Origin of the sequence: Kocuria sp. SM24M-10 (genome assembly GCF_001027955.1) — a bacterium.
In the GTDB taxonomy this organism is placed as follows: domain Bacteria; phylum Actinomycetota; class Actinomycetes; order Actinomycetales; family Micrococcaceae; genus Kocuria; species Kocuria oceani.
Window position 1 is genome coordinate 42,667 of the sequence record NZ_LDNX01000176.1, and the last position, 22,529, is coordinate 65,195.

The window sequence follows — 22,529 nt, forward strand, 5'->3', positions numbered from 1 at the left end:
CCGCGTCCTCAGCCGGGGTCCGGGGCGTCCGGCGCGTCGAGGTCCCGCCAGAAGGCGTCGACCAGCGCGTTCCACTGCTCCGGGGCCTCCTGGAAGGGCTGATGGGATTCCTCCTCGAGCACCTGGAACCGGGCGCCGGGGATGAGGTCCGCGACGGCTCGGCAGAGCTCGGGCCGGGCCGTGACGTCCAGACCACCGGCCAGGACGTATGTCGGGACCGCGATCCGGGGCAGACGGTCGGTGGTCTCGTGGCGGAGGAATGCATCCAGATGGCGCTGCACGTTCTCCGCCGGCTGCGGGTACGGGAAGGCGAGCACCTCGTCGATGAACCGGCTCACGGTGCCGTCGTTGTGCGCCCGCGGCGTGTAGATGAACAGGAAGAACCACTCCAGGAACTCGCGCTCCCCGGGGGCGGCCCCGACCAGCCAGCCGACGAAGCGACCCCAGGACCGGAGGTAGGGGTCCGGGACCGACCAGGTGCTCTGCAGCACGAGGCTCCGGACCAGCTCCGGGTGGCGCAGCGCCAGCTCCTGCGCGATGATGCTGCCCCCGGAGAAGCCCGCCACGTGGGCGGCGGGGACGCCGAGGGCCCGGAGCACCCCGGCGGCGTCGTCGGCCATGGCCGCCACCGACACGGGGCCGCCGGGCATGGCGGTGCGTCCCGCCCCGCGGTTGTCGAAGGCGGTGAGCCGGTACCGGTCGGCCAGCCCGTCCAACTGGAACTGCCAGGACTCGACGGTGTCGCCCAGCCCTCCGATCAGCAGGACGTCGGGTCCGCTGCCCACCTGCTCCGTCCAGATCTCGAGCTCTCCGGCGCGCACGTGCTGTCCCACGGGTCTGCCCTCCTCCGCCGGGCTCGTCAGGCGGCGCTCGGCACGATGTTGTGGTTGAGCCGGAAGATGTTGCCCGGGTCGTAGCGATCCTTCAGCTCCACGAGCCGCCGGTGCGTCCGTTCCCCGTAGGCCAGCCGGGCCGCCTCGGGGGTGACGGGGCCCTGCTCGGCGCCGAGGAAGTTCACGTACTGGCCGAGCTCGGCGAACGGCGCCATGGCGGCGTGGGCCCTCCGGGCGAAGGCGGTCAGGCGGGCGTCCTCGGACGGGTCCTGCCAGTAGCCGTAGACGTTGAGCCAGTACCGCGATGACCGGTTGGGGAAGGCCGTCGCCCCGGCGGGCACCCGGCCGAAGAAGCCCTCCATGTGGTGGATGTCGATGCCGGTGCCGAACCAGGTGACCTCGGTGGCGAAGCCGAGCAGGGCGTCGATCACCTCGTCGTCGAGGCGGGAGAAGGAGGCGTTCTTCCAGTAGCCGCGTGCGCCCCGGGGGAAGAGCTCGTCCATGGCCGACTGCCACTCGGGCCACTGCACCGGGCCGACCTCCTCCTCGTCGGGCGGCGCGTCCGCGCGCAGGCGCTCGACCAGGCGCAGGCCGTCCTCGTGGTCGGGCGACATCCAGGCGAAGCCGACGATGAGGAACGGCTCGTCGCCCATGCCGAAGCCGGGCGGCAGGCGCAGGATCGAGATGATGCTGTTCATCTCGTCCGGCAGGTCCGCGGTCCAGCGGGCGTAGGCCTGCAGCGCGGTCCGCCACTGGGCCCGTCGGTAGAACAGGTTCCCGCCGAGCACGGACGGCGGCAGCCGCCGGGCGAGGAAGGTGAAGGAGGTCAGCACGCCGAAGTTCCCGCCCCCGCCGCGGATTCCCCAGAACAGGTCCGGGTTGCGCTCCGCGTCGACGTGCAGGTGCTCCCGGGTTCCGGTGATCACCTCGGCGCCGACGAGGTTGTCGAGGGTGAGACCGTTGCTGCGGGTCAGCCAGCCCACGCCGCCGCCCACGGTCAGGCCGGCGACGCCGGTGGCGCTCACCACGCCGAGGGGCACGGCCAGTCCGTGCGGGACGGTGGCGCGGTCGACGTCGGCGAGGGTCGCGCCGGGCTCCACGGTTACGTGCCGGGTCCCGGGGTCCACGTGCACCCGGCGCAGCGCGCTCAGGTCCAGGACGAGCCCGCCCTCCACCGTGCCGTGCCCGGCCACGTTGTGCCCTCCGCCGCGCACGGCCAGCGGCAGGCCCGTGTGCTGGGCCGTGGCCAGCACCGGGTCGATGTCCGCCACGGAGCCCACCCGGGCGACGGCGCGCGGCCGCACGTCGATCATGCCGTTCCAGACCCGCCGTGCCTCGTCGTAGAGAGGATCGTCGGGCTCGACCAGTGTGCCGGTCAGTCGGGTCCGCAGCGCCTCGAGCGCCCGCGAGACCTCGTCGTCATGTTCCCCACGGTCCACGATCCCCATCGGACTGGCTTCCTGTGTGCGGAGGCGCTCGCCCCCGGACGAACCTCTGCGATCGGCGGCGCGCACGCCACCGCCGACGACGCCGGTCCGGGCCGCCCTGGTCGTGCGCGTGGGCCGGGCCGGGGACGCGGGTCCGGTGCAGGACGCGGACCCGCGCACGATGGTGCCGGTCCCAGTCTAGGAACGGGTCGTGGGGAGGCACAACGGCCGGCGCGCAACAGGCCGGTCACGGTGGCCCCGCCCGGCTCCGGCCCGCCGCAGCGGTGTCCGTCCCGGTGCGGCGGACCTCAGGCGAGCGGCAGGACGGGCGGGATGATGCCGTCCTCGATGGCCCGCTTGTACAACTCGAGCTTGGTGCGCGCCGGGCGCTCCACGAGGGCGTACTTGCGCCGGATCCGCTTGAGGTGCTCCTCGACCGTGGACTCCGCGATCCGGAGCCGGGTGGCCACCTCCTGCTCCTGGAGGCCGTCCACGTAGAGCGAGAGCACCTCGCGCTCCCGGGCGGACAGCTTGGCCGGGGCCCGGCTGGGCAGCTCCGCGAGGGAGGCCTGGAGGCCGTCGCTCACGAAGTGGCCCAGCTGCTTGGCCAGCCGCATGGTCCGGAAGACCGCCTTGATCGGCTCGCACTTGCCCACCGCACCCGAAGCCCCGCACGTGAAGGCCGAGCGGACGCGGACGAGCTCGTCCGGCGGCGTGAGGACCACCACGGTGTGCTCGTGCGCGACGAGGTCGGTGATGTTCTGCACCAGGGTGCGGCCGTCCTGGGTGTTGAGGCTCAGGAGCACCACGGCGGCCTCCGCCGCGTTCTGGGCCAGGAACTCCGGGACCGTCCCCGCCACGGTGCCGATCCGCACCCCGTGCTCGGGGTGCTCCAGGGACTCCCGCTGCATCGCGATGCGGGTCATGGGCTGGGGGCTGACGACGGCGGCGGTCAACATGGTGGGCTCCTAGACGTCTTCCGCGCAATGGTGGGCGGGGCCTCCGGAGCCGAGGGTGGCCGGCTCGTCCCGGCGGGCGGATCGTGCTCGGAGGTCGGTTCCGCCCGGCCCACTGTATGTCGACGGATGCATACATGACGTTGCGAAGCGGGGACCGTTCGATGCGGCATGCTCGCGGCGAATCACCCTCGGCGGAGGCTGTGGACTGTTCCCCTCCACGATGGCGGACCGACTTGCGCACGGGCAAGGGCTATCCGTGCGGACCTGCAACTCCGTACGCCCCATCCACTACCGGGGGGCGTGCACGAGCAGCCGCGGCGAAGTTTGGGACAATGGCACCCGCCATCCCCGAGGAAAGAGTGAGCCAGCATGCGCGTAGCGGTACTGAATGACATCGGCCAGCCGAGCTACCACGTCGGCGACGAGGCGATGGCGCACGCGGCCGTCGCGGAGCTGCAGGTGCGCGGTGTCACTGACGTGCTGTTGCTGACGCGGGACGAGGAGCACACCCGGCACTTCTTCGGTGCCGGCATCGCCACGGCCAGGACCTTGGAGTTCCCGTGGCAGCCGGCGGAAAGGAGGCGTCACCTGCAACGGGTTCTGGCCGTGATAGCCGGGAATACCGCAGCACTGCCGCCTGAGGATCCGGTCCACGCCCTCCTGGAGCAACTACGGGATGTCGACGCCTTGCTCGTGGCGGGAGGGGGCAATCTCAACTCGACCTACGGATGGCTGCTCTACGAGAGGGCTGCCATCGTCAGGATCGCCTCCGCGCTGGGCAAGCGCGTGGTGGTGAGCGGGCAAACGCTGGGCCCGGTCCTGTCGGACGCCGACACCCCTGTGCTCAAAGAGCTGCTGGAGGCCTCCGCCCTGGTGGGCCTGAGGGAGTCCCGCTCCCTGGCGCTCGCCCGGCGGCTGTGTCCTGACCACCCTGCACTCCACGGCGGCTACGACGATGCCACTTTCATCGCGGAGGGCCCCGTCGGCAGGCCATCCGGCGACGATGCCGAAGCAGGAGCGCGCTCCTCCGTCCAGATCGACGCGCCCGGCCCTGATGGAGGGCCCCGGAAGATTCTCGCCGTGGAGGCCGAAGGGTCCGAGAAGTCCGGTCGACCTCGCATCGTTGCGACCTTCGCCCCGGGCAGCGGTCCATTCGAGCCGGAGGAGGCGGCCGCCGCGTACGCGGCTCTGCTCGATGCGCTCGTGCGCCGCACTGGAGCGACAGTCTCCTTCCTGCCCCACATGGCGCACCCGGGCCAGGGCGACGGCGACGAGGCTTTCCACGCGCAGGTGGCCGGGCTCATGACCAGTGGCGCGGAGCTGCAGACGATCGACTCCGCCCGGCGCACCGCCGAGCTGACCGCCTCGGCCGACTATGTCGTCACCTCCCGCTACCACCCTGTCGTCTTCGGCCTGACCGGGGGCGCTACGGTGCTCCCGGTCGCCGTGGACACATATGCCGATGTTCGTATGCAAGGGGCACTGGATAACTGGGGGTTCGCTGAGCAAGCCGTCCCGCTGGCTGCTCTCCTGACTCCCGGTGACAACGCTTGGGACACCCACGCCGCGGTGCAGCAGTGGGCCGCAGAGGCCGTCGAGCGACGCGAGGCCGTCCATCTGGCGCTGACTGAGACAGTGCCGCACGTCCGGTCCCAGTACGGGCAGTGGTGGGACGCCGTTGTGGACGTCCTCGGCGGCGGCCGCCCGAACAACCTGCCCACCGCGGTGAGTGCGCCGCCTCGGGGCGTCGGCGCGCAACTGCCGGCCGCCCTGCGCCACCGGTACACGACGCCGCAGGTGCCCTCCGAACGGCCCGCGGTGGCGATCGTGATGCGCACCAAGGACCGCTCCGTCCTACTGCGTCGCGCGCTCGACGACGTTCTGCTGCAGACGTTCACCGACTGGCGGCTCGTGGTGGTCAACGACGGTGGGGCGCCCGGGCCGGTGGACGAACTCATCGCCCGGCGCGCCGACGCCTTCGCCGGCCGCGCCACCGTGCTGCACCACCGGCGCTCGGTGGGCATGGAGGCAGCCACCAATCGGGGCCTGCGAGCCCTGGACTCCGAATTCGTGGTCGTCCATGATGACGACGACCAGTGGCATCCCACCTTCCTCCAGCGCACAGTGGCGCACCTCGAGGACCCTCGTACCACCGACGACGGGGTGATGGTGCGGACCGTGATCGTCTACGAAGAGGTCGAAGGGGATTCTGTCATCGAGCGAGGACGCGAGATCCTCGAACCCGACCTCCGATCGATCACCCTGGTCGACCTCATGAAGGCGAACCGTGGAGTGCCCATCTCCTTCCTCTATCGACGTGCCGTGCACGGAGTGCTCGGAGACTACGACGAGTCCTTGCCGGTCGTGGGCGACTGGGAGTTTCATCTCCGGTTCGTGCAGACGTTCACCATCGGCTTCCTCGACGGGCGTCCGCTGGCGATCTGGAACCAGCGTCCCGGCCAGACAGGCCCTCTGCGCAACTCGGTCTTCGATCCCTCCCACGCTCACCACACCTACGACCTCCAGGTGCGCGAGCGCCATTTCCAGCAGTGGGTGGACGAGAACGGCATCGGCCTGCCCCTGTACCTCACCAAGGCGGTGGAAAGGGAGGCGGTGAGCCTGCATCACAGGATGGACCGTTCCGAGGAACTCGCCCGGGAGCTGCTCGATCTGGTGCGTCACCAGAACGAGCGGATCGCGGTGCTGGAGAACGTGGTCGCGGACAACAGTTTCTTCGGCTATCTCAAACGGAAATGGCGCAGGCTCGTCCGCCGTTGAGCTGGACCGCCGGAGGGGCATCGCCTCCCGTGCCCCCGGTCGCGCGCCGGTGTCCCCACATGTGGGGGTTCTCAAACGCGCGATATTCCGATGAGATCATCACTATTGCAAACATATGCATGGTTGTTGTCGGCCTTGGCTGCAGGCCGTGGGCGGAGCGGATCGGGGTCCGCGCTCGCCGACAACGTTCAACACATCGGGGGAGTCTCATGTACCAGCAATGCCGAACGTCCATGGCCGTCAAGGTCGCTGCGGGAGCGGTGGCAGTCACCATGCTGGGCGGATTCGCGCCCGCCCAGGCGGTCCCCCAGCCACCCGCGGCCCTGTCGCAGTCGATGGTCTCGGTCGCGAGCGCGGTGCAGCTCAGCGACGTCGCGAACAACCAGTACCGGACCCAGATCCAGTGGCTGGCCGACCGGGGCATCACCACGGGTTGGCCCGACGGCACCTTCCGGCCGCTGTCGCCGGTCAATCGTGACGCGATGGCTGCGTTCCTGTACCGACTGGCCGGCCAGCCGGACTTCCAAGCACCGGCCGAGTCTCCGTTCGAGGACGTGCCCACGACCAACCAGTTCTACAAGGAGATCACCTGGGCGCACGACCGGGGCATCACCACCGGCTACGAGGACGGAACGTTCCGGCCGCTGCAGTCGATCAACCGCGACGCGATCGCCGCCTTCATGTACCGCTACGCGGGTGAGCCCGAGCACACCGCCCCTGCCGAGTCCGAATTCATCGACATCGTTCCCGGCCAGCAGTTCTACAAGGAGATCCACTGGCTGGAGTCCATGGGCATCACCACTGGCTGGACGGAGTCGGACACGATCCGCACCTTCCGGCCGCTGCAGCCGATCGCGCGCGACGCCATGGCTGCGTTCCTGTATCGGTACGCTGTCCCGGCCGACGGGATGCCGGCGTACCTGACGGAGCTCACGCCGTTGGTCGAGACCGAGCACTTCGTTCCGTGGGGGGACGCCGGGGTCGACGGCTCCACCTACCCGAACTCCGTCATGACCACTGTGCTCAACGACGACGTCCCCCAGGCCGTCTCCTACGACCTGGCGGCCAAGTACGACCGGTTCCAGGCCGTGCTGGGTGTCAGCGACATGAGTCTCAGCACCCAGGGCACTTTCCGGTACGAGGTCTTCGGCGATGGCGAGCTGCTCAGCGCCCAGGAGGTCGCCTTCGGCGCGACGGCTCCCGTCGATGTGCCGGTCACGGGGGTGAGGACCCTGGAGATCAAGGTGACCCGTCTGCAGGGTGGCGAGCAGTCCTCGGCCGGCGTCCTGGGCAGTGTCCGCCTCGTCATCGGGGCGCAGCCTCTGCCCACGGCCGCGGTCGAGGAGGCGCCCTCGGCCGGCTACCTCGCCGAGCTCCAGGCCGTGGTGGACGACATGTTCTACGCCGGGGGCGCGACGATCGGCGGGACCGCCTACCCGAACTCGATCACCCGCGCGATGACCGCGGAGAACTCCACCTCCTCCACCGAGTACAACCTGAGCCGCGACTACACGACCTTCAGCGGCCATCTGGGACTCGACGACGAGCTCACCGAAGATTCCTCGGCGGAGTACGCGGTGAAGTTCTTCGTGGACGGCACGGAGAAGTTCACCACGACTGTCACGGCTGGTGCCGCCACGGACTTCTCCGTGGACGTGCAGAACGGCCTGCGCCTGAAGATCGAGGTGACCCGCACCGGGGGTGGCGCCGGGGACTCCGTGCTCGTGATCGGCGATCCGCGCCTCACTCCCTGACCGCGGAGCAGCGTCCCACGGCGACGTGCAGGGCCGTGCACGGGACGCGCCGCCCTCTCCATGGGGCCGGACGGCGCGTCCCTTCCGATGATCAGCAGGCTGTGCCATGCTTCACACTGGCACAGGGACGCGGGCCCAGGCGGCATCGATCCGGCCCGCGCCTGCCGGACGTCGACACGAGGAGTGGGGTTATGGGCTGGCTGGATCGAGAGCACACGGTGGCACCCCCGGGCTTCAACCGCTGGCTCATACCTCCGGCCGCCCTGGCGGTGCACCTGTGCATCGGCCAGGCCTACGCCACGAGCGTGTACAAGACCGCGCTGGTGGAGCACTTCGACGCGAGCCTCACGGAGATCGGCATCATCTTCTCCATCGCGATCGTCATGCTGGGCCTGTCCGCGGCCGTCTTCGGTACGTGGGTGGACACCAACGGGCCCCGCAAGGCGATGTTCACCGCCGCCCTGCTGTGGTCCGGCGGGTTCCTGGTGGGTGCGGCCGGGATCTTCACCGAGCAGCTGTGGCTGGTCTATCTCGGCTACGGCGTGATCGGCGGGATCGGCCTGGGCATCGGCTACATCTCTCCGGTCTCCACGCTGATCAAGTGGTTCCCGGACCGCCCGGGACTGGCCACGGGCATGGCGATCATGGGCTTCGGCGGCGGCGCGCTGATCGCCAGCCCGCTCTCCGCGGCGCTGCTCAACGCCTACGACCCGGAGTCCGGCGGTCAGGGGTGGGTCGCGAGCGGCGACGCCGTGGGCAAGCTTTTCCTGACCCTCGCCGTCGTCTACCTCGCCTACATGCTCTTCGGGGCGTTCACCATCAAGGTCCCCGCCGACGGCTGGAAGCCCGAGGGCTTCGACCCGTCCACGGTCGAGACGAAGGCGCTCGTCACCAAGAACCACGTCTCCGCGAACAACGCGATCCGGACCCGGCAGTTCTGGCTGGTGTGGATCGTGCTGTTCTGCAACGTCACGGCCGGCATCGGCATCCTCGAGCAGGCCGCCCCCATGATCCAGGACTTCTTCCGCCAGGCGGACGGCGCGTCCCTCGTGACCGCCGGGGTGGCCGGCGGGTTCGTCGGGCTGCTGTCCATCGGCAACATGGGCGGGCGCTTCGTGTGGTCGACGACCTCGGACGTCCTGGGGCGCAAGCGCATCTACATGATCTACCTGGGCGTGGGGGCGGTCCTCTACACCGTGCTGGCCCTGTTCGGGTCGAGCTCCACGCTCCTGTTCGTGCTGCTGGCCTTCGTCATCATCTCCTTCTACGGCGGCGGCTTCGCCACGGTGCCGGCCTATCTGCGGGACCTCTTCGGGACGTTCCAGGTCGGGGCCATCCACGGCCGGCTGCTCACGGCCTGGTCCGCCGCCGGCGTCGCCGGGCCCCTCATCGTGAACGCGTTCCTCGACGCCCAGGGCACCCCCGGGGAGCTCACCGCGCAGGCCTACCAGCCCGCGCTGCTGACCATGGTCGGACTGCTCGTCGTGGGCTTCGTCGCCAACCTCCTGGTCAAGCCCGTGGACGCCCGCTACCACGAGCCCGACACCGCCCCGTCCGACACCAAGATCCTCGCGAAGGAGGCATGACATGAGCCGTGCACGACTGGCACTCGGCTGGGTCCTCGTCGGGGTCCCGCTGCTCTACGGGATCACCCAGACCGCCCTCAAGGTCACCGCCCTCTTCGTCTGATCCGCCGCGCAGGGTCCCGGCCGGCGGGTGCGCCCCGCCGCGGGCGCACCCGCCGGCCGTCCGCACCGGCCCGGATTCCTGGCACGATGGAGCCAGACCGCCACGGACCTCCGGGGCGGCCGCCGATCCGGCACCCGTACCGACGACAAGGGGACCCCATGACCGAGCACGACCCGAGCGGGGTGCCGGTGGCCCAGTTGCAGGAGCTGCTGCTGGAGTCCGAGGACATCACCGCGTTCCTCGACGAGTTCACCGCGACCATGGCCCAGGCCCTGTCCACCGACGGGGACGAGGTGTGGTGCGCGGTGGCGCTGCTGCGGCCGCGGCGCTCGGCCACGGTGGCCTCCTCCAGCCCGCGGGCCGAGGCCCTGGACGAGATCCAGTACCACTACGGCGACGGGCCGTGTCTGGCCGCCGCCCGCGAGCACCGGGTGGTGCACGTGGAGGACACCAGCGCGGACACCCGCTGGCCGGACTACGGGAAGGCCGCGGCCGCGGCCGGGATCGGCGCCGCCCTGGGCGTGCCCCTGGAGCTCGGGGGAGAGGCGGCCGCCGGGCTGAACGTCTACGCCGAGCGGCCCGGGACCTTCGACGCGGCCACCATCGAGGTCGTCACTCGCCAGGTGGCCTCGGTGTCGGCGTCGCTGGCGCTGGCCGTGCGCCTGGCCCGCCACCGCGACACCGAGACCGACCTGCGGGCTGCGATGGAGTCCCGCACCACCATCGACCTGGCCGTGGGCATCGTGATGGCCCAGAACCGCTGCAGCCAGGAGCGGGCCGTGCAGATCCTCCGGGCCGCCTCCAGCCACCGCAACGTGAAGCTGCGCAACCTGGCCGCCGATCTGGTCGCCACCGTGTCCCAGGGGCCGACCAGCACCCACTTCGACGGCTGAGCGACCCTGCGGGGTGCCGTGCCCTCGCCGCCCGCCGCGGGATCAGCTCCGCCGCTGCGCCGCCGGCCGGGCGGCCTCGTGCAGGGCCGGGTAGGACGGCCCGTGAGCGCCGAGCACGGCCAGCCCGCGCCGGACGTTGTAGTACACGTCCCGCAGCGTCCAGGTGCGCAGCGCCGTGCGCTCCCGCCGCGGCACGGACAGTCTCCCCACGGTGGCGAGGAGGACGAGCAGCACCAGGATGTAGACTCCGCCGGCCATGAGGGGCTCCTTCTCGCGACCGATGTCGCGTAATGGTCTAAAATCACTACGCCACTCACGCTAGGCCTGGAAAGGATAAGTAGTCAAGTGCATTTTGCCTATGACACCGAGGACGTCCTCGAGTTCGACGTGGCGCTGCTCAACACCGCCCCCGGCGCCTCCCGCTCCGGGGAGGAGGAACTGGTGGACACCGAGCAGCTGCGGTTCCTCCTCGCGGAGCACGGCTGGTCCGGGCGCTTCGACCGCGACGAGCAGGAGCTGTCCGACGTGCTGGGGGTGCGGCACGACCTGCGCCGCATCTGGGCCCTGGAGCGGGACGCCATGGTGGCGGCGGTCAACGCCGTCCTGGACACCGACGACGTCGCCCCGCAGCTCGCGCGGCACGACGGCAAGGACTGGCACCTGCACGCCTCTCCGTCCCACGCGCCCCTGGCCACCCGGCTGCGCCTGGAGTCGGCCTTCGCCCTGGTGGACGTGATCCGCTCGGGCGAGACCGACCGGCTGCGGGTGTGCGAGGCCGAGGACTGCGAAGGGGTGCTCCTGGACCTCTCCCGCAACCGCTCCAAGCGCTTCTGCAGCCAGCGCTGCGCCAACCGCACCAACATGACGGCCTACCGCCGGCGCCGGGCCGAGGGCACGGAGCAGGGCGGCGGGATGTCCGACGCCGGCGGCTGAGGCGGCTCAGGCCCCGGCGCCGCCCCGCCCCTCGGTCGGACCGCCGTCCGCGTCCTCGGGCCGCGTGCCGGCCTCGGCGCCGCCCCGGTCCCCGGCCTCGCCCCGGGCCGAGGCGGCTTCCCCGGCTCCGTGGCCGAGGAAGCCCCGCAGCAGCGCCGCGGTGCCCTCCAGGTGGGCCAGGGCCGCGGCCCGGGCGGCGGGCGCGTCGCCGGTGAGGACGGCGTCCGCGATCTCGCGGTGCTGGCGGTCGGAGTGCTCCAGGTTGACCGGCAGCACCGGGATGCGGTCCAGCAGGTCGCTCGCCCGCGAGCGGACCTCCGCGACCGCCCGGACCAGGCTGGGGCAGCCGCCGAGCTCGGCCACGGCGATGTGGAACCGCGCGTCGGCGGGGCGGTAGTCCTCCGGGGGGCTCTCCTCGACCTGACGGAGGCAGGCCCGCAGATGGCTGCGTGCCGCAGCGCTCAGCGCGGCCCGGGCGGCGAGCTCGGCCGCCGCGGGCTCCACCACGGCGCGGAAGACGATCACGTCCTCGACCTCCGCGGGGTCCACGCGGGGGAGGTCCTCGTCCGGCAGGGCGGTCCGCCCGGTGACGAAGGTCCCCCCGTACCGGCCGCGCACCACCTCGAGCACGCCCGCCGCCTGGAGCTCGCGCAGGGCCTCCCGCAGCGTGGCGCGCGAGATGCCCAGCAGGGCCGCCGTCTCCCGCTCCGGCGGGAGCCGCTCGCCCCGGCGGAACAGGCCGAGGCGGATCGAGTCCAGAATCCGCTCGACGGCCTCCTCGAAGGCGTTGCCCTGCCGGACGGGCCGGATCAGCGGGTGCTGGACGGGGTCGCTCACGGTCGTGCACCTCCTCGCGCTCGGTCCTGCGCCCATCGTGCCACGGCCGCGCCGGCCGGCCGGTGCCTGGCCCCCGGCGGCGGGCGGTCGCGGCCCGCAGGGTCTTGACGGCCCCCGGTCGACCCCACAGACTGTCAGCACCGACGCCATATGTCTGTTTTCAGACCTTTGCGGAATCCGGAGGGATCGTCCCATGCCCGACTCCCCAGCACAGCCGACGCGCACCGACGAGTACTTCCAGCACCGCCAGCTCCGGTCCGGGGCGGCGGGCTGGGTCCTGCTGGCGGGCCTGGGCATCGCCTACGTCATCTCCGGGGACTTCTCCGGCTGGAACATCGGGCTGTCCCAGGGCGGGTGGGGCGGGCTGCTGATCGCCTTCGTGCTCATGGGCCTGATGTACACCTGCATGGTGTTCGGCCTCGCCGAGCTCTCCTCCACGCTGCCCACGGCGGGCGCCGGCTACGGCTTCGCCCGCCGCGCCCTCGGCCCGCTGGGCGGCTTCGCCACCGGGATGGCCGTGCTCATCGAGTACGCCGTGGCCCCGGCGGCGATCGCGACCTTCATCGGCGGCTACATCGAGGCCCTCGGCCTGTTCGGGATCACCAACTCCTGGCCCGTCTACCTGGTCACCTACCTCGTGTTCATGGGCATCCACATGTACGGGGTCGGCGAGGCGCTCAAGCTGATGTTCGGCATCACGGTGATCGCGGTCCTCGCGCTCGGGGTGACCGTCGTCGCGCTCGTACCGCACTTCGACACCGCGAACCTCTTCGACATCGTCCCGGACGACGCGGTGGGGGCGAGCGCGTTCCTGCCCATGGGCTGGGCCGGGGCGATGGCGGCGCTCGTCTACGGCATCTGGTTCTTCCTCGCGATCGAGGGCGTGCCGCTGGCCGCCGAGGAGACCGCCGACCCCCGCCGGGACATGCCGCGCGGGATCATCGTGGCCATGGCCTTCCTGCTGGTCTCGGGGGCGCTGATGCTCGTCCTGGTGCCCGGCGCTGCTGGCGCGGAGGCGATGAGCACCTCGGACAACCCGCTGCCGGAGGCGATCCGCACGGTCGCCGGGCAGGACAGCGTGATGGCGAACATCGTCAACTACGCCGGCCTCGCCGGGCTGGTGGCGAGCTTCTTCTCCATCATGTTCGCCTACTCCCGGCAGCTGTTCGCCCTCTCCCGGGCCGGCTACCTGCCCCGCTGGCTCTCGCTGACCGGCAAGCGCAAGACCCCCTGGGTGGCGCTCATCGTGCCGGGCACCATCGGCTTCGTGCTCGCGGCCGCGACCGGCGACGGCGGGCTGCTCATCAACATCGCGGTGTTCGGCGCCACCGTCTCCTACGTGCTGCTCAACCTCTCCCACATCGTGCTGCGGGTGCGCGAACCCGACCTCCCGCGCGGCTACCGCACCCCGGGCGGCACGGTCACCACCGGCATCGCCCTGGTGCTGGCCCTCGTGGCGGTGGTCGCCACCTTCCTGGTCGACGTGGTCGCGGCCTCCATCACCGCCCTCGTGTTCGTGGTCTTCCTCGCCTACTACTGGTTCTACAGCCGGCACCACCTCGTGGGCCACGCCCCCGAGGAGGAGTTCGCGCAGATCCGCACCGCCGAGGCCGACCTGCACTGACCACCCGGGCGCGGCACCGCCGCGCACCCTCCCACCCCTCCAGCGACGAAGGACCGGACCCATGACCGAGACGCCCCAGCACCCCCGCAACGCCAGGATGCTCACCGTCGAGCAGCTGCGCCGGCACGTCGCCGACGGGCTGGTGGACACCGTGGTGCTCGCCTTCACCGACATGCAGGGCCGGCTGCAGGGCAAGCTCAACCACGCGCAGTTCTTCCTGGACTCCGTGCTGGGCGAGGGCGCCGAGGGCTGCAACTACCTGCTCGCGGTGGACACGGAGATGAACACGGTGGGCGGCTACTCGATCAGCAGCTGGTCCTCCGGCTACGGGGACATGGAGTTCGACATGGACCTGGACACCATCCGGCTGATGCCCCACAACCCGGGGCAGGTGATGATCCAGTGCGATCTCACCGGCCACGACGGCCGGCCGATCCCCATGTCCCCGCGGGCCATGCTGCGCCGCCAGCTCGACCGCGCCCGGGACATGGGCTTCCGGATGGTCACCGGCACCGAACTGGAGTTCTGCGTCTACGACACGACCTACGAGGACGCGTGGGCCTCCAACTACCAGCGGCTGGTGCCGGCCAACCAGTACAACGTGGACTACTCCGTGCTCGGCTCCCAGCGCGTCGAGCCCCTGCTCCGGGAGATCCGCAACGCGATGTACGCGGCCGGCATGACGGTGGAGTCGGCCAAGGGCGAGTGCAACCTCGGCCAGCACGAGATCGCCTTCCGCTACGACGACGGCATGGTCACCGCGGACAACCACGTGGTCTACAAGCTCGCCTCGAAGCAGATCGCCCACCAGCAGGGGAAGTCCATCACCTTCATGGCCAAGCCCAACGAGCGCGAGGGCAGCTCCTGCCACATCCACATGTCCCTGCGCGGCACCGACGGGGAACTCGTCTTCTGGGACGAGGAACGCCGTGCGCGCAGCGCCACCTACGACCGGTTCATCGCCGGGGTGCTGCGCACCATGCGGGAGTTCGCGCTGTTCTACGCGCCCACCATCAACTCCTACAAGCGCTTCGCCAAGGGCAGCTTCGCCCCCACCTCGGTGGCCTGGGGCATCGACAACCGCTCCTGCGCCGTGCGCCTCGTCGGCAGCGGAGCGGGCGCCCGGATGGAGAACCGGGTGCCCGGCGGGGACGTCAACCCCTACCTGGCGCTGGCCGCGATGCTGGCCTCCGGGCTGCACGGCATCGAGCAGGAGCTCGAGCTGGAGCCGATGACCGAGGGCAACGCCTACGAGTCCGACGCCCCCGTGGTGCCCTCCACCATGCGCGAGGCCCGGGACCTGCTGGCCGGCTCACAGCTCGCGCGCGAGCTGTTCGGCGAGGACGTCGTCGAGCACTACGTGCACTACGCGGACGTGGAGCTGGACGCCTTCGAGTCCGCCGTCACCGACTGGGAGCTGCGCCGTGGCTTCGAGCGCCTCTGAGCCGTTCCGCGCGGGGTACCGTCCCCGGATCGCCCTGACCACCTACTACCAGGAGGGGTCGTGGGGGGTCTGGAACTCGGTGGCCGCGATCGTCCCGGGCGCCTACGTGGAGGCCGTCGCCGCCGCCGGCGGGACGCCCCTGCTGCTGCCCCCGGTCGGCACGGACCCGGAGGTGCTGGGGCTCGTGGACGGGCTGATCGTGATCGGCGGCGTCGACGTGGACCCGCGGTTCTACGGCGCCGAGCGGCACGAGCTGACCTCCTCGCAGCCCTCCCGGGACGAGCACGACCTCGCCCTGACCCGGGCCGCGCTCGAGCGCGGGCTGCCGCTGTTCGCGATCTGCCGCGGCGCCCAGATCCTCAACGTCGCGCTGGGCGGCACGCTGATCCAGCACCTGCCGGACGTCAACGAGAACGCGGAGCAGTACCAGCCCGAGCCCGGCCGCTACGGGCAGGTCGCCTTCCGCACCGAGCCCGGCAGCCGCTGCCGGGAGCTGCTCGGCGCGGCGGCGGAGTCCCCCTGCTACCACCACCAGGCCCTGGACGAGGTCGCGGAGGGGCTGGTCGTCACCGCCCGCGCCGCGGACGGGACGATCGAGGCCGTCGAGACCACCGCGGGGGGCTGGGCCCTCGGCGTCCAGTTCCACCCGGAGGAGAACCGGAAGGACCCCCGCCTGTTCGAGGGCTTCGTCGCGGTGGCCCACGACCACGCCCGCGGGCGCACCCCCTCCGGCGGCCCCGCCGGGGCCCTGCACCGAGAGGACACCTGCACCCCATGACCAGCACGCAGATCATCGACCCCACCACCGAGGAGGTCATCGGCACCGTCGCGCTGACCTCGCTCGAGGAGACGGACGCGGCCGTCGACCGGGCGCACCGGGCCTTCCGGACCTGGCGGGACGTGGCCCCGGGCGACCGCGCCCGGCTGCTGCGCCGCTTCGCCGACGCGGTCGACGCCGACCTCGAGCACCTCGCGGCCCTGGAGGTGCGCAACGCCGGGCACACCATCGGCAACGCCCGGTGGGAGGCCGGCAACGTCAGGGACGTGCTCGCCTACTACGCCGGAGCCCCGGAGCGGCTCTCCGGCCGGCAGATCCCGGTGCCCGGCGGGGTCAACCTCACCTTCCACGAACCGCTGGGGGTCGTGGGCGTGATCGTGCCCTGGAACTTCCCCATGCCCATCGCCGGGTGGGGCTTCGCCCCGGCGCTGGCCGCCGGCAACACGGTGGTGCTCAAGCCGGCGGAGCTCACCCCGCTGACCGCCGTCCGGCTCGGGGAGCTCGCGCTCGAGGCCGGGCTCCCGGAGGGCGTGCTCACGGTGCTGCCCGGCAAGGGCTCGGTGGTCGGGGAGCGGTTCGTGACCCACCCCGCCGTCCGGAAGGTCGTCTTCACCGGCTCCACGGAGGTCGGCCGGCGGATCATGGCCGGGTGCGCGGACCAGGTCAAGCGCCTGACCCTGGAGCTGGGCGGGAAGAACTCCAACATCGTGTTCGCCGACGCCGACCTCGAGCAGGCCGCCGCGACCGCCCCCGCCGGGGCCCTCGACAACGCGGGCCAGGACTGCTGCGCGCGCTCGCGCGTGCTCGTCCAGCGCACCGTGCTGGACCGTTTCCTGGAGCTGCTCGAACCGGCCGTGCGGGACTTCACGTGCGGGAACCCGTGGTCCGAGGACACGCGGATGGGGCCGCTGGTCTCCGCCGCCCACCGGGACGCGGTGGCCGCGTACCTCGACGACGACGCGCCGGTCGCCTTCCGCGGGACCGCCCCGGAGGGTCCCGGGTGGTGGTTCCCGCCGACCGTGCTCACTCCCGCGCCCGGGTCCCGGGTGTTCCGGGAGGAGATCTTCGGGCCGGTGATCGCCGTGGTGCCCTTCGAGGACGAGGCGGACGCGGTCCGGATCGCCAACGACACGGAGTACGGGCTGTCCGGATCGATCTGGACGCGCGACGTCGGGCGGGCGCTGCGGGTCTCCCGCGCCGTCGAGGCCGGCAACCTGTCGGTCAACTCGCACGCCTCGGTGCGCTACTGGACCCCCTTCGGCGGGTTCAAGCAGTCCGGCTTCGGCCGGGAGCTCGGCCCGGACGCACCCCAGGCGTTCACCGAGACCAAGAACGTCTTCCTCGCCACCACGCCGTGAGGACCGGTCCGTCCGGCTCCCCCCGCCCCGCCCCCACCACCGAAGGAGAACCCATGGAGGTCAACGCCCGCCGTCTGGTCGGCCGCAGCGCCGTCATCACCGGAGGCGCCAGCGGCATCGGTCTCGCCGCGGCCCGCCGTCTGGCCGCGGAGGGCGCCCACGTCGTCGTCGCGGATCTGAACGCGGCAGCCGGGGAGGCGGCCGCGGCGGAGGTCGGTGGCCTGTTCGTGCGCACCGACGTGACGCAGGAGGACGACGTGGTCGCGCTCTACGCGGCGACGCACGAGGCCTACGGGTCCGTGGACGTCGCGTTCAACAACGCCGGGATCAACCCGACGGACGACGGGTCGGTCCTCGACACCGGCCTCGACGCGTGGCGCAGGGTGCAGGAGGTCAACCTCACGAGCGTGTTCCACTGCTGCAAGCACGCCCTGCCCTACATGCGGGAGCAGGGCCGCGGCTCGATCGTCAACACCGCGTCCTTCGTGGCGGTGATGGGGGCGGCGACCTCCCAGATCTCCTACAGCGCCTCCAAGGGCGGGGTGCTGTCGATGAGCCGGGAGCTGGGCGTGCAGTTCGCCCGGGAGGGCATCCGGGTCAACGCCCTGTGCCCAGGCCCGGTCAACACCCCCCTGCTGCAGGAGCTGTTCGCCGCGGACCCCGAGCAGGCGCAGCGCCGGCTCGTGCACGTCCCGGCGGGGCGGTTCGCGGAGCCGGCGGAGATCGCCGCGGCGGTGGCGTTCCTGGCCAGCGACGACGCCTCCTTCGTCAACGCCACCACGTTCCTGGTGGACGGAGGGATCGCCGGGGCCTACGTGACGCCCGTGTGACGTCGTGGCGTCCTCTGTCCGGTGGGGCCGTGTCCGGCGGCGCGGGCGGGCCTACCCCGGGGCGGAACCGTCCTGCGCGCCCGGGCCGTAGAGGGCGGCGACGTCCGTGGACTCGAGCCACCTGCTGTAGGTGGGCGACTGCGGCCAGCCGCTGGGGGAGTCCTGCCACTCCTCCTGGCGTCCCCAGGGCAGCAGGTCGATCAGGGGGAAGGTGTGGCTGACCTGTTCGACGCCGCGGCCGCTGCTGTGCCACGTGCGGTAGACGGTGTCGCCGTCCCGGAAGAACACGTTCAGGGCGAAGCCGCCTCCTGGAGGAGCTCCGACGTCGGTGCCGAAGGGACTGTCGGCGGTCGAGTACCAGTCCATCCGGTTGCCGACGCGGCGGCGGTAGGCGAGGGCCTCGTCGATCGGCCCCTGGGTGACGACCACGAACCGGGCGTCGTAGTCGTCGAGGAAGTCCAGGCGGGTGAACTGCGAGGTGAAGCCCGTGCAGCCGCCGCACTGCCAGGCCTCGCCGGGGAACCACATGTGGTGGTAGGTGATGAGCTGGCGCCGTCCGCCGAACACGTCGACGAGCCGCACCGGCCCCTCCGCGCCCTCCAGGGTGTGGTCCGGCAGCTCGACCATGGGCAGCCGGCGACGCTGCGCCGCGATCGCGTCCAGCTCCCGGGTGGCGGCCTTCTCCCGGACGCGCAGGGCGTTCAGCTCTCGTCGCCAGGTGTCCTCGTCGACCACACGGGGCCGTCCTTCACCGATCATGACGGTTCCTCCTCCGGCCGCCGGCCCGGGACCGGCCGGTACGCGGCATAGGTGACACCGGAGCCGAACGACCGGGCGTCGAGCAGCCGGAGCTCCGGGATGACGTGTCCGTCCGGGAACAGCCGTCGTCCGCGGCCCTGGACGGCGGGGTGGACGAAGAGCCGGTACTCGTCGACGAGCCCGGCCTCGATCAGCGCGTGGGTCAGGGTGATGCTGCCGGTGCACACGATGTCCTTGCCGGGCCGGTTCTTGAGGGCCCTGACCTGCTCGACGGGGTCGCCGGCGAGGACCGTCGAGTTCTGCCACTGCGGGTCCGTCAGGGTCGAGGACACGACGTACTTGTGCACCTGGTCGAGATAGGCCGTGATCCCCGTCGTGTCGTCGGTCTGCAGCGGCCAGTAGCCGCGGAAGTCCTCGAAGGTCCGCCGGCCCAGGAGACAGGCATCGGCCGCCCGGTCCTGGCGGTGGGTCAGGGCCAGGTACTCCGGGTCCGGCTCTCCGGCGGGGTCGAACCAGTCGTCGAGCATCTCGACCGCGCCGTCGAGAGTGGTGTTCTGGGTGATGATCAGGGCCCGCATGCCGGGACTCCTTCGTCCGTGCCCGGACGGTGCGCCCCCGCCAAGTGGACACCGTCAACAAGTAGAGTGTGCACACCGTACACACCGGCTGAGGGAAGGGTCAAGGGTGCCGCGCACACGGGATGCCTACCACCACGGCGACCTCCGCAGAGCGCTGCTCGACGCCGGTCTCGCCGCGACGCGGGCGCAGGGGACCACGGCCCTGGCGCTGCGCGACGTCACCCGGCAGGTCGGGGTCTCGCCGAACGCCGCGTACCGGCACTTCACCGACCGGAAGGCGCTCCTGTCCGCAGTCGCGGGGGAGATCCAGGACCGGATGGCCGAGCAGATGCGAGCGCGGATGCCGGCCCCGGCGGACGCCGCTCCCCGGGACCGGGCACGGCTCCGGCTGCGCGGGGTGGGGCTCGGCTACATCGCCTTCGCCGTGGCCGAGCCGGGGTGGTTCGAGACGGCCTTCTTCGGATCCGGTGGGGCGCCGGAGGGCGTGCTCCGCGACAGCCACGACCGGTTGCCGCCCCCCTTCGCGCTGCTCGTGGAGGAGCTCGACGGCATGGTCGAGGCGGGCGCGCTCTCCCCCGAGCGCCGGGACGGCGCCGAGTGGGCCTGCTGGAGCGCCGTGCACGGATTCGCCGAGCTCGTCGTGCACGGACCCCTGCGCGGCCAGGACCGGGAGCGGATCGACCGGTGGGCCGAGCGCGTGGTGGACGACATCATCTCCGGGATCGTCTGAGCCGTGCAGGAGTGTCCCGGGCCGCGCCCCGGCGCGTGAGCTCCTCCGGCGGCCCGGGCGGCCCCACGGTGCCCGGGACAGGACAGCACGCCCCGGCGTGGGCGCCCGGGGCGCGCGTGGTCAGCGGCCGGCGCCGACCGTCTGCTCCCGCAGGGCCGCCACGAACCCGTCGACGTCCTCCTCCGTGGTGTCCCACGAGCACATCAGCCGGACCTCCCCGGTGGCCGCGTTCCACACGTAGAACGGCCAGCGCTCCTGCAGCCGTGCGGTGGCGCCCGGCGGGAGCACCGCGAAGACCGCGTTCGCGTCGGGCAGCTGCGTCACCGTGACCCCGGGCACCGCGGCGAGGCCGGCTGCCAGCCGCTGCGCCATGGCGTTCGCCCGGCGGGCGGCGGTGAGCCAGAGGTCCCCGGTGTGCAGCGCCAGCAGCTGGGCGGAGACGAAGCGCATCTTCGAGGCCAGCTGGGTCGAGAGCTTGCGCACGAACCGGGGCTGGCGCACCGCCTCGGGGGTGAGCACGACGACGGCCTCCGCCCCCATCAGCCCGTTCTTGGTCCCGCCCCACGAGACCACGTCCACCCCCACGTCCGTGGTCAGCGCCCGCAGCGGCAGGTCGAGCGCCGCGGCCGCGTTGGCCAGTCGGGCGCCGTCGAGGTGGACGGTCATGCCCAGCCCGTGCGCGTGCTCGCACACCGCGCGCAGCTGCTCGGGGGTGTAGACCGTGCCGAGCTCCGTCGACTGGGTCACCGTGACCACGCGCGGCTGGGCGTGGTGCTCGAATCCGAAGCCGTGGGCCTCCCGGTCGACCAGCTCGGGGGTGAGCTTGCCGTCAGGAGTGGGCACCGGGAGCATCTTCACGCCGGCGACCTTCTCCGGCGCCCCGCACTCGTCGACGTGTGCGTGGGCGGTGGCCGTGCAGATCACCGCGTCCCAGCGGTCCGTCATCGCCGAGAGCGCGACGACGTTGGCCCCGGTCCCGTTGAACACCGGGAAGCACTCCGCCTGCTCCCCGAAGTGGTGGCGGACCACGTCCTGCAGCGCCTCCGTGTACGGATCCGCGCCGTAGGCGCCGACGTGGCCCCCGTTGACGGTGGCCAGCGCCTGGAGCACCTCGGGGTGGACCCCCGCGTGGTTGTCGCTGGCGAATCCCTTGCGGGCGGGGTCGTGGAGGCGGGTCAGGGCGGTCTCGGTCACGGTGGGCCTTTCCGGTGGGTCGACGGCGTGCAGGGCCGATTCCGCACTCTACTCGCGCCGCCCGGGAGCGGCGCCGAGGACTCGGGCACCCGGTGCCCCGGGGCGAGGTGCTCAGCACCCCGCCCCGGGGCTGCCGCGGCGGACAGCTACCGCCGCGTCGCGCGCCGGCGGTCCCAGCGGTGCACCGCCGCACCGACGATCAGGGCGAGCAGCGCCGCCCCGAGGGAGTGGCCCGGGCCTGCAGCGGCCGTGGTGGCGGCCGCAGGAGCCGCTGCGGAGACCGTCACCGGGCCGCACATCTGTGCCGCACGCCCGGCGGCGGGCTCCGCCGGGTGTGCGGAGGCCGTCGCCTCGGTGCCGGCGCTGGTGCCGGTGGCGTCGGAGCCGGCGGCGACACCGGCGGCGACACCGGGGGCGACGCCGGTCGCGGCTCCGTCGACGGCCGCCGCGGGCGTCACGCAGTCGTGCTCCTGGGCGGACCCCGTGGCCGGAGCCGGGCCGTTCCCGCGCGTCGGCTGCACCTCGGTCTGGACCTGAGCTCCGAGGGCGGCGGTGCGGCCCGCGCCGGAGACCGCCGGAGGGGTGGGCGCGCGGACGAGGCCGGCGGGGACGGGATCACCGCCGGCCGAGGCGGGGGCGTCCTCGGGCGCTCCGCCCGCGCTGCCGCCCTCGGTCCCGGCTCCGGTCCCGGTGCCGGTGTGGGCCGGGTTCCCCGCGGGCTCCTCAGCGCCGGCGGTGCCGCCCGGGGTGCCGGGGCCGGCGGGGACGTCCTCGTCGGCCGGGGTCGTGCCCGCGTCCGGAGCCGGTGCGCCGGCGCTGTCCTGACCGGTGCTGTTCTGGCCGGTGCCGGTGGTGGGGTCGCCGATGAGGGTGATCGGGTTGCCCTCGAGGGTGACGGGGGCGGTGATCACCGGGACGATCTGGTTGCCACCGGCGAGGCCGTCCTGCCCGGAGGTCACCGGGGCGTTGTCCTCCGCCGGGACGGTGCGGTCCGGTGCGGTGCCCTGATCGGTGCCAGTGCCAGTGCCAGTGCCAGTGCCAGTGCCAGTGCCCGTGCCGGTGCCGGTGGTGGGGTCGCCGATGAGGGTGATCGGGTTGCCCTCGACGGTGACAGGGGCGGTGATCACGGGG

The 22,529-nt window shown here is 72.2% G+C and carries 19 protein-coding genes and 1 pseudogene; 11 read left to right on the top strand and 9 right to left on the bottom strand.

What is annotated here, in order from left to right; all coding sequences use genetic code 11:
* Window positions 1-8: 8 nt before the first annotated feature.
* The 3 genes from ABL57_RS20390 to ABL57_RS23455 all read right to left on the bottom strand — a co-directional run bounded on the left by ABL57_RS20390 (window position 9) and on the right by ABL57_RS23455 (window position 3,219).
* Complete coding sequence (locus tag ABL57_RS20390) at window positions 9-833, bottom strand: alpha/beta fold hydrolase (RefSeq protein ID WP_047805314.1); 825 nt, start codon at window positions 831-833, stop codon at window positions 9-11.
* Window positions 834-859: 26 nt separating this feature from the next.
* A complete protein-coding gene (locus ABL57_RS20395) occupies window positions 860-2,281 on the bottom strand; it encodes an FAD-binding oxidoreductase (RefSeq protein ID WP_047805315.1) in 1,422 nt (473 codons plus the stop codon).
* Between the two features lie 287 nt (window positions 2,282-2,568).
* Window positions 2,569-3,219, bottom strand: a complete 651-nt coding sequence (locus ABL57_RS23455; RefSeq protein ID WP_053005230.1) for a LuxR C-terminal-related transcriptional regulator — start codon at window positions 3,217-3,219, stop codon at window positions 2,569-2,571.
* Window positions 3,220-3,588: 369 nt separating this feature from the next.
* Here ABL57_RS23455 and ABL57_RS20960 point away from each other — a divergent pair, with 369 nt between their 5' ends.
* From ABL57_RS20960 to ABL57_RS20425, 4 genes are all read left to right on the top strand, one after another.
* Window positions 3,589-5,997: a polysaccharide pyruvyl transferase family protein gene (locus tag ABL57_RS20960; protein WP_053005232.1), complete on the top strand. Its 2,409-nt coding sequence runs from the start codon at window positions 3,589-3,591 to the stop codon at window positions 5,995-5,997.
* Window positions 5,998-6,206: 209 nt separating this feature from the next.
* The gene (locus ABL57_RS23625) at window positions 6,207-7,751 is read left to right on the top strand and encodes an NPCBM/NEW2 domain-containing protein (protein ID WP_371212504.1); all 1,545 of its coding nucleotides are present in this window, start codon (window positions 6,207-6,209) and stop codon (window positions 7,749-7,751) included.
* 191 nt (window positions 7,752-7,942) lie between these two features.
* Complete coding sequence (locus ABL57_RS20420; RefSeq protein WP_047805316.1) at window positions 7,943-9,337, top strand: OFA family MFS transporter; 1,395 nt, start codon at window positions 7,943-7,945, stop codon at window positions 9,335-9,337.
* Between the two features lie 261 nt (window positions 9,338-9,598).
* Window positions 9,599-10,333, top strand: a complete 735-nt coding sequence (locus ABL57_RS20425; RefSeq protein ID WP_047805317.1) for a GAF and ANTAR domain-containing protein — start codon at window positions 9,599-9,601, stop codon at window positions 10,331-10,333.
* A 42-nt stretch (window positions 10,334-10,375) separates the two neighbouring features.
* On the opposite strand, the gene ABL57_RS20430 is transcribed toward ABL57_RS20425, so the two are convergent.
* The gene (locus tag ABL57_RS20430) at window positions 10,376-10,591 is read right to left on the bottom strand and encodes a hypothetical protein (RefSeq protein WP_047805318.1); all 216 of its coding nucleotides are present in this window, start codon (window positions 10,589-10,591) and stop codon (window positions 10,376-10,378) included.
* An 87-nt stretch (window positions 10,592-10,678) separates the two neighbouring features.
* On the opposite strand from ABL57_RS20430, the gene ABL57_RS20435 reads away from it, so the two are divergent.
* Complete coding sequence (locus tag ABL57_RS20435; protein WP_082157621.1) at window positions 10,679-11,266, top strand: CGNR zinc finger domain-containing protein; 588 nt, start codon at window positions 10,679-10,681, stop codon at window positions 11,264-11,266.
* 6 nt (window positions 11,267-11,272) lie between these two features.
* Here the strand turns inward: ABL57_RS20435 and ABL57_RS20440 are convergent, their stop codons facing one another.
* Window positions 11,273-12,103 (bottom strand): FadR/GntR family transcriptional regulator, encoded by an 831-nt coding sequence (locus ABL57_RS20440; protein WP_238986147.1) that lies wholly within the window; start codon window positions 12,101-12,103, stop codon window positions 11,273-11,275.
* 193 nt (window positions 12,104-12,296) lie between these two features.
* Here ABL57_RS20440 and eat point away from each other — a divergent pair, with 193 nt between their 5' ends.
* The 5 genes from eat (at window position 12,297) to ABL57_RS20465 (ending at window position 18,137) form a co-directional block, all read left to right on the top strand.
* Complete coding sequence (gene eat / locus ABL57_RS20445) at window positions 12,297-13,727, top strand: ethanolamine permease (RefSeq protein WP_047805319.1); 1,431 nt, start codon at window positions 12,297-12,299, stop codon at window positions 13,725-13,727.
* Window positions 13,728-13,788: 61 nt separating this feature from the next.
* Window positions 13,789-15,171, top strand: a complete 1,383-nt coding sequence (locus ABL57_RS20450) for a glutamine synthetase family protein (RefSeq protein ID WP_047805320.1) — start codon at window positions 13,789-13,791, stop codon at window positions 15,169-15,171.
* Window positions 15,152-15,949 carry a gamma-glutamyl-gamma-aminobutyrate hydrolase family protein gene (locus ABL57_RS20455; RefSeq protein WP_047805321.1) on the top strand — a complete coding sequence of 266 codons (798 nt, stop codon included), beginning with the start codon at window positions 15,152-15,154 and terminating at the stop codon, window positions 15,947-15,949. Before ABL57_RS20450 ends, ABL57_RS20455 begins: the two co-directional genes overlap by 20 nt.
* Window positions 15,946-17,307 (top strand): aldehyde dehydrogenase, encoded by a 1,362-nt coding sequence (locus ABL57_RS20460; protein WP_047805322.1) that lies wholly within the window; start codon window positions 15,946-15,948, stop codon window positions 17,305-17,307. The genes ABL57_RS20455 and ABL57_RS20460 overlap by 4 nt, the downstream gene beginning before the upstream one ends.
* Window positions 17,308-17,360: 53 nt before the next feature.
* A complete protein-coding gene (locus ABL57_RS20465; protein WP_047805323.1) occupies window positions 17,361-18,137 on the top strand; it encodes a 3-oxoacyl-ACP reductase in 777 nt (258 codons plus the stop codon).
* 51 nt (window positions 18,138-18,188) lie between these two features.
* Here the strand turns inward: ABL57_RS20465 and ABL57_RS20470 are convergent, their stop codons facing one another.
* On the bottom strand, window positions 18,189-18,896 hold the full coding sequence (locus tag ABL57_RS20470; RefSeq protein WP_047805324.1) for a DUF899 family protein: 708 nt from the start codon (window positions 18,894-18,896) through the stop codon (window positions 18,189-18,191).
* Entirely contained in the window at window positions 18,893-19,474 is a 582-nt protein-coding gene (locus tag ABL57_RS20475; protein ID WP_047805325.1) for a dihydrofolate reductase family protein, read from the bottom strand. The genes ABL57_RS20470 and ABL57_RS20475 overlap by 4 nt, the downstream gene beginning before the upstream one ends.
* A gap of 106 nt (window positions 19,475-19,580) precedes the next feature.
* Between ABL57_RS20475 and ABL57_RS20480 the strand changes: the two genes are divergently transcribed.
* Entirely contained in the window at window positions 19,581-20,204 is a 624-nt protein-coding gene (locus ABL57_RS20480; RefSeq protein ID WP_047805326.1) for a TetR/AcrR family transcriptional regulator, read from the top strand.
* A gap of 120 nt (window positions 20,205-20,324) precedes the next feature.
* Here the strand turns inward: ABL57_RS20480 and ABL57_RS20485 are convergent, their stop codons facing one another.
* Together ABL57_RS20485 and ABL57_RS20490 are read right to left on the bottom strand one after the other, a co-directional pair.
* Window positions 20,325-21,398 carry a low specificity L-threonine aldolase gene (locus ABL57_RS20485; protein WP_047805327.1) on the bottom strand — a complete coding sequence of 358 codons (1,074 nt, stop codon included), beginning with the start codon at window positions 21,396-21,398 and terminating at the stop codon, window positions 20,325-20,327.
* A 146-nt stretch (window positions 21,399-21,544) separates the two neighbouring features.
* Window positions 21,545-22,529, bottom strand: a pseudogene (locus ABL57_RS20490) (hypothetical protein); the annotation flags it as partial.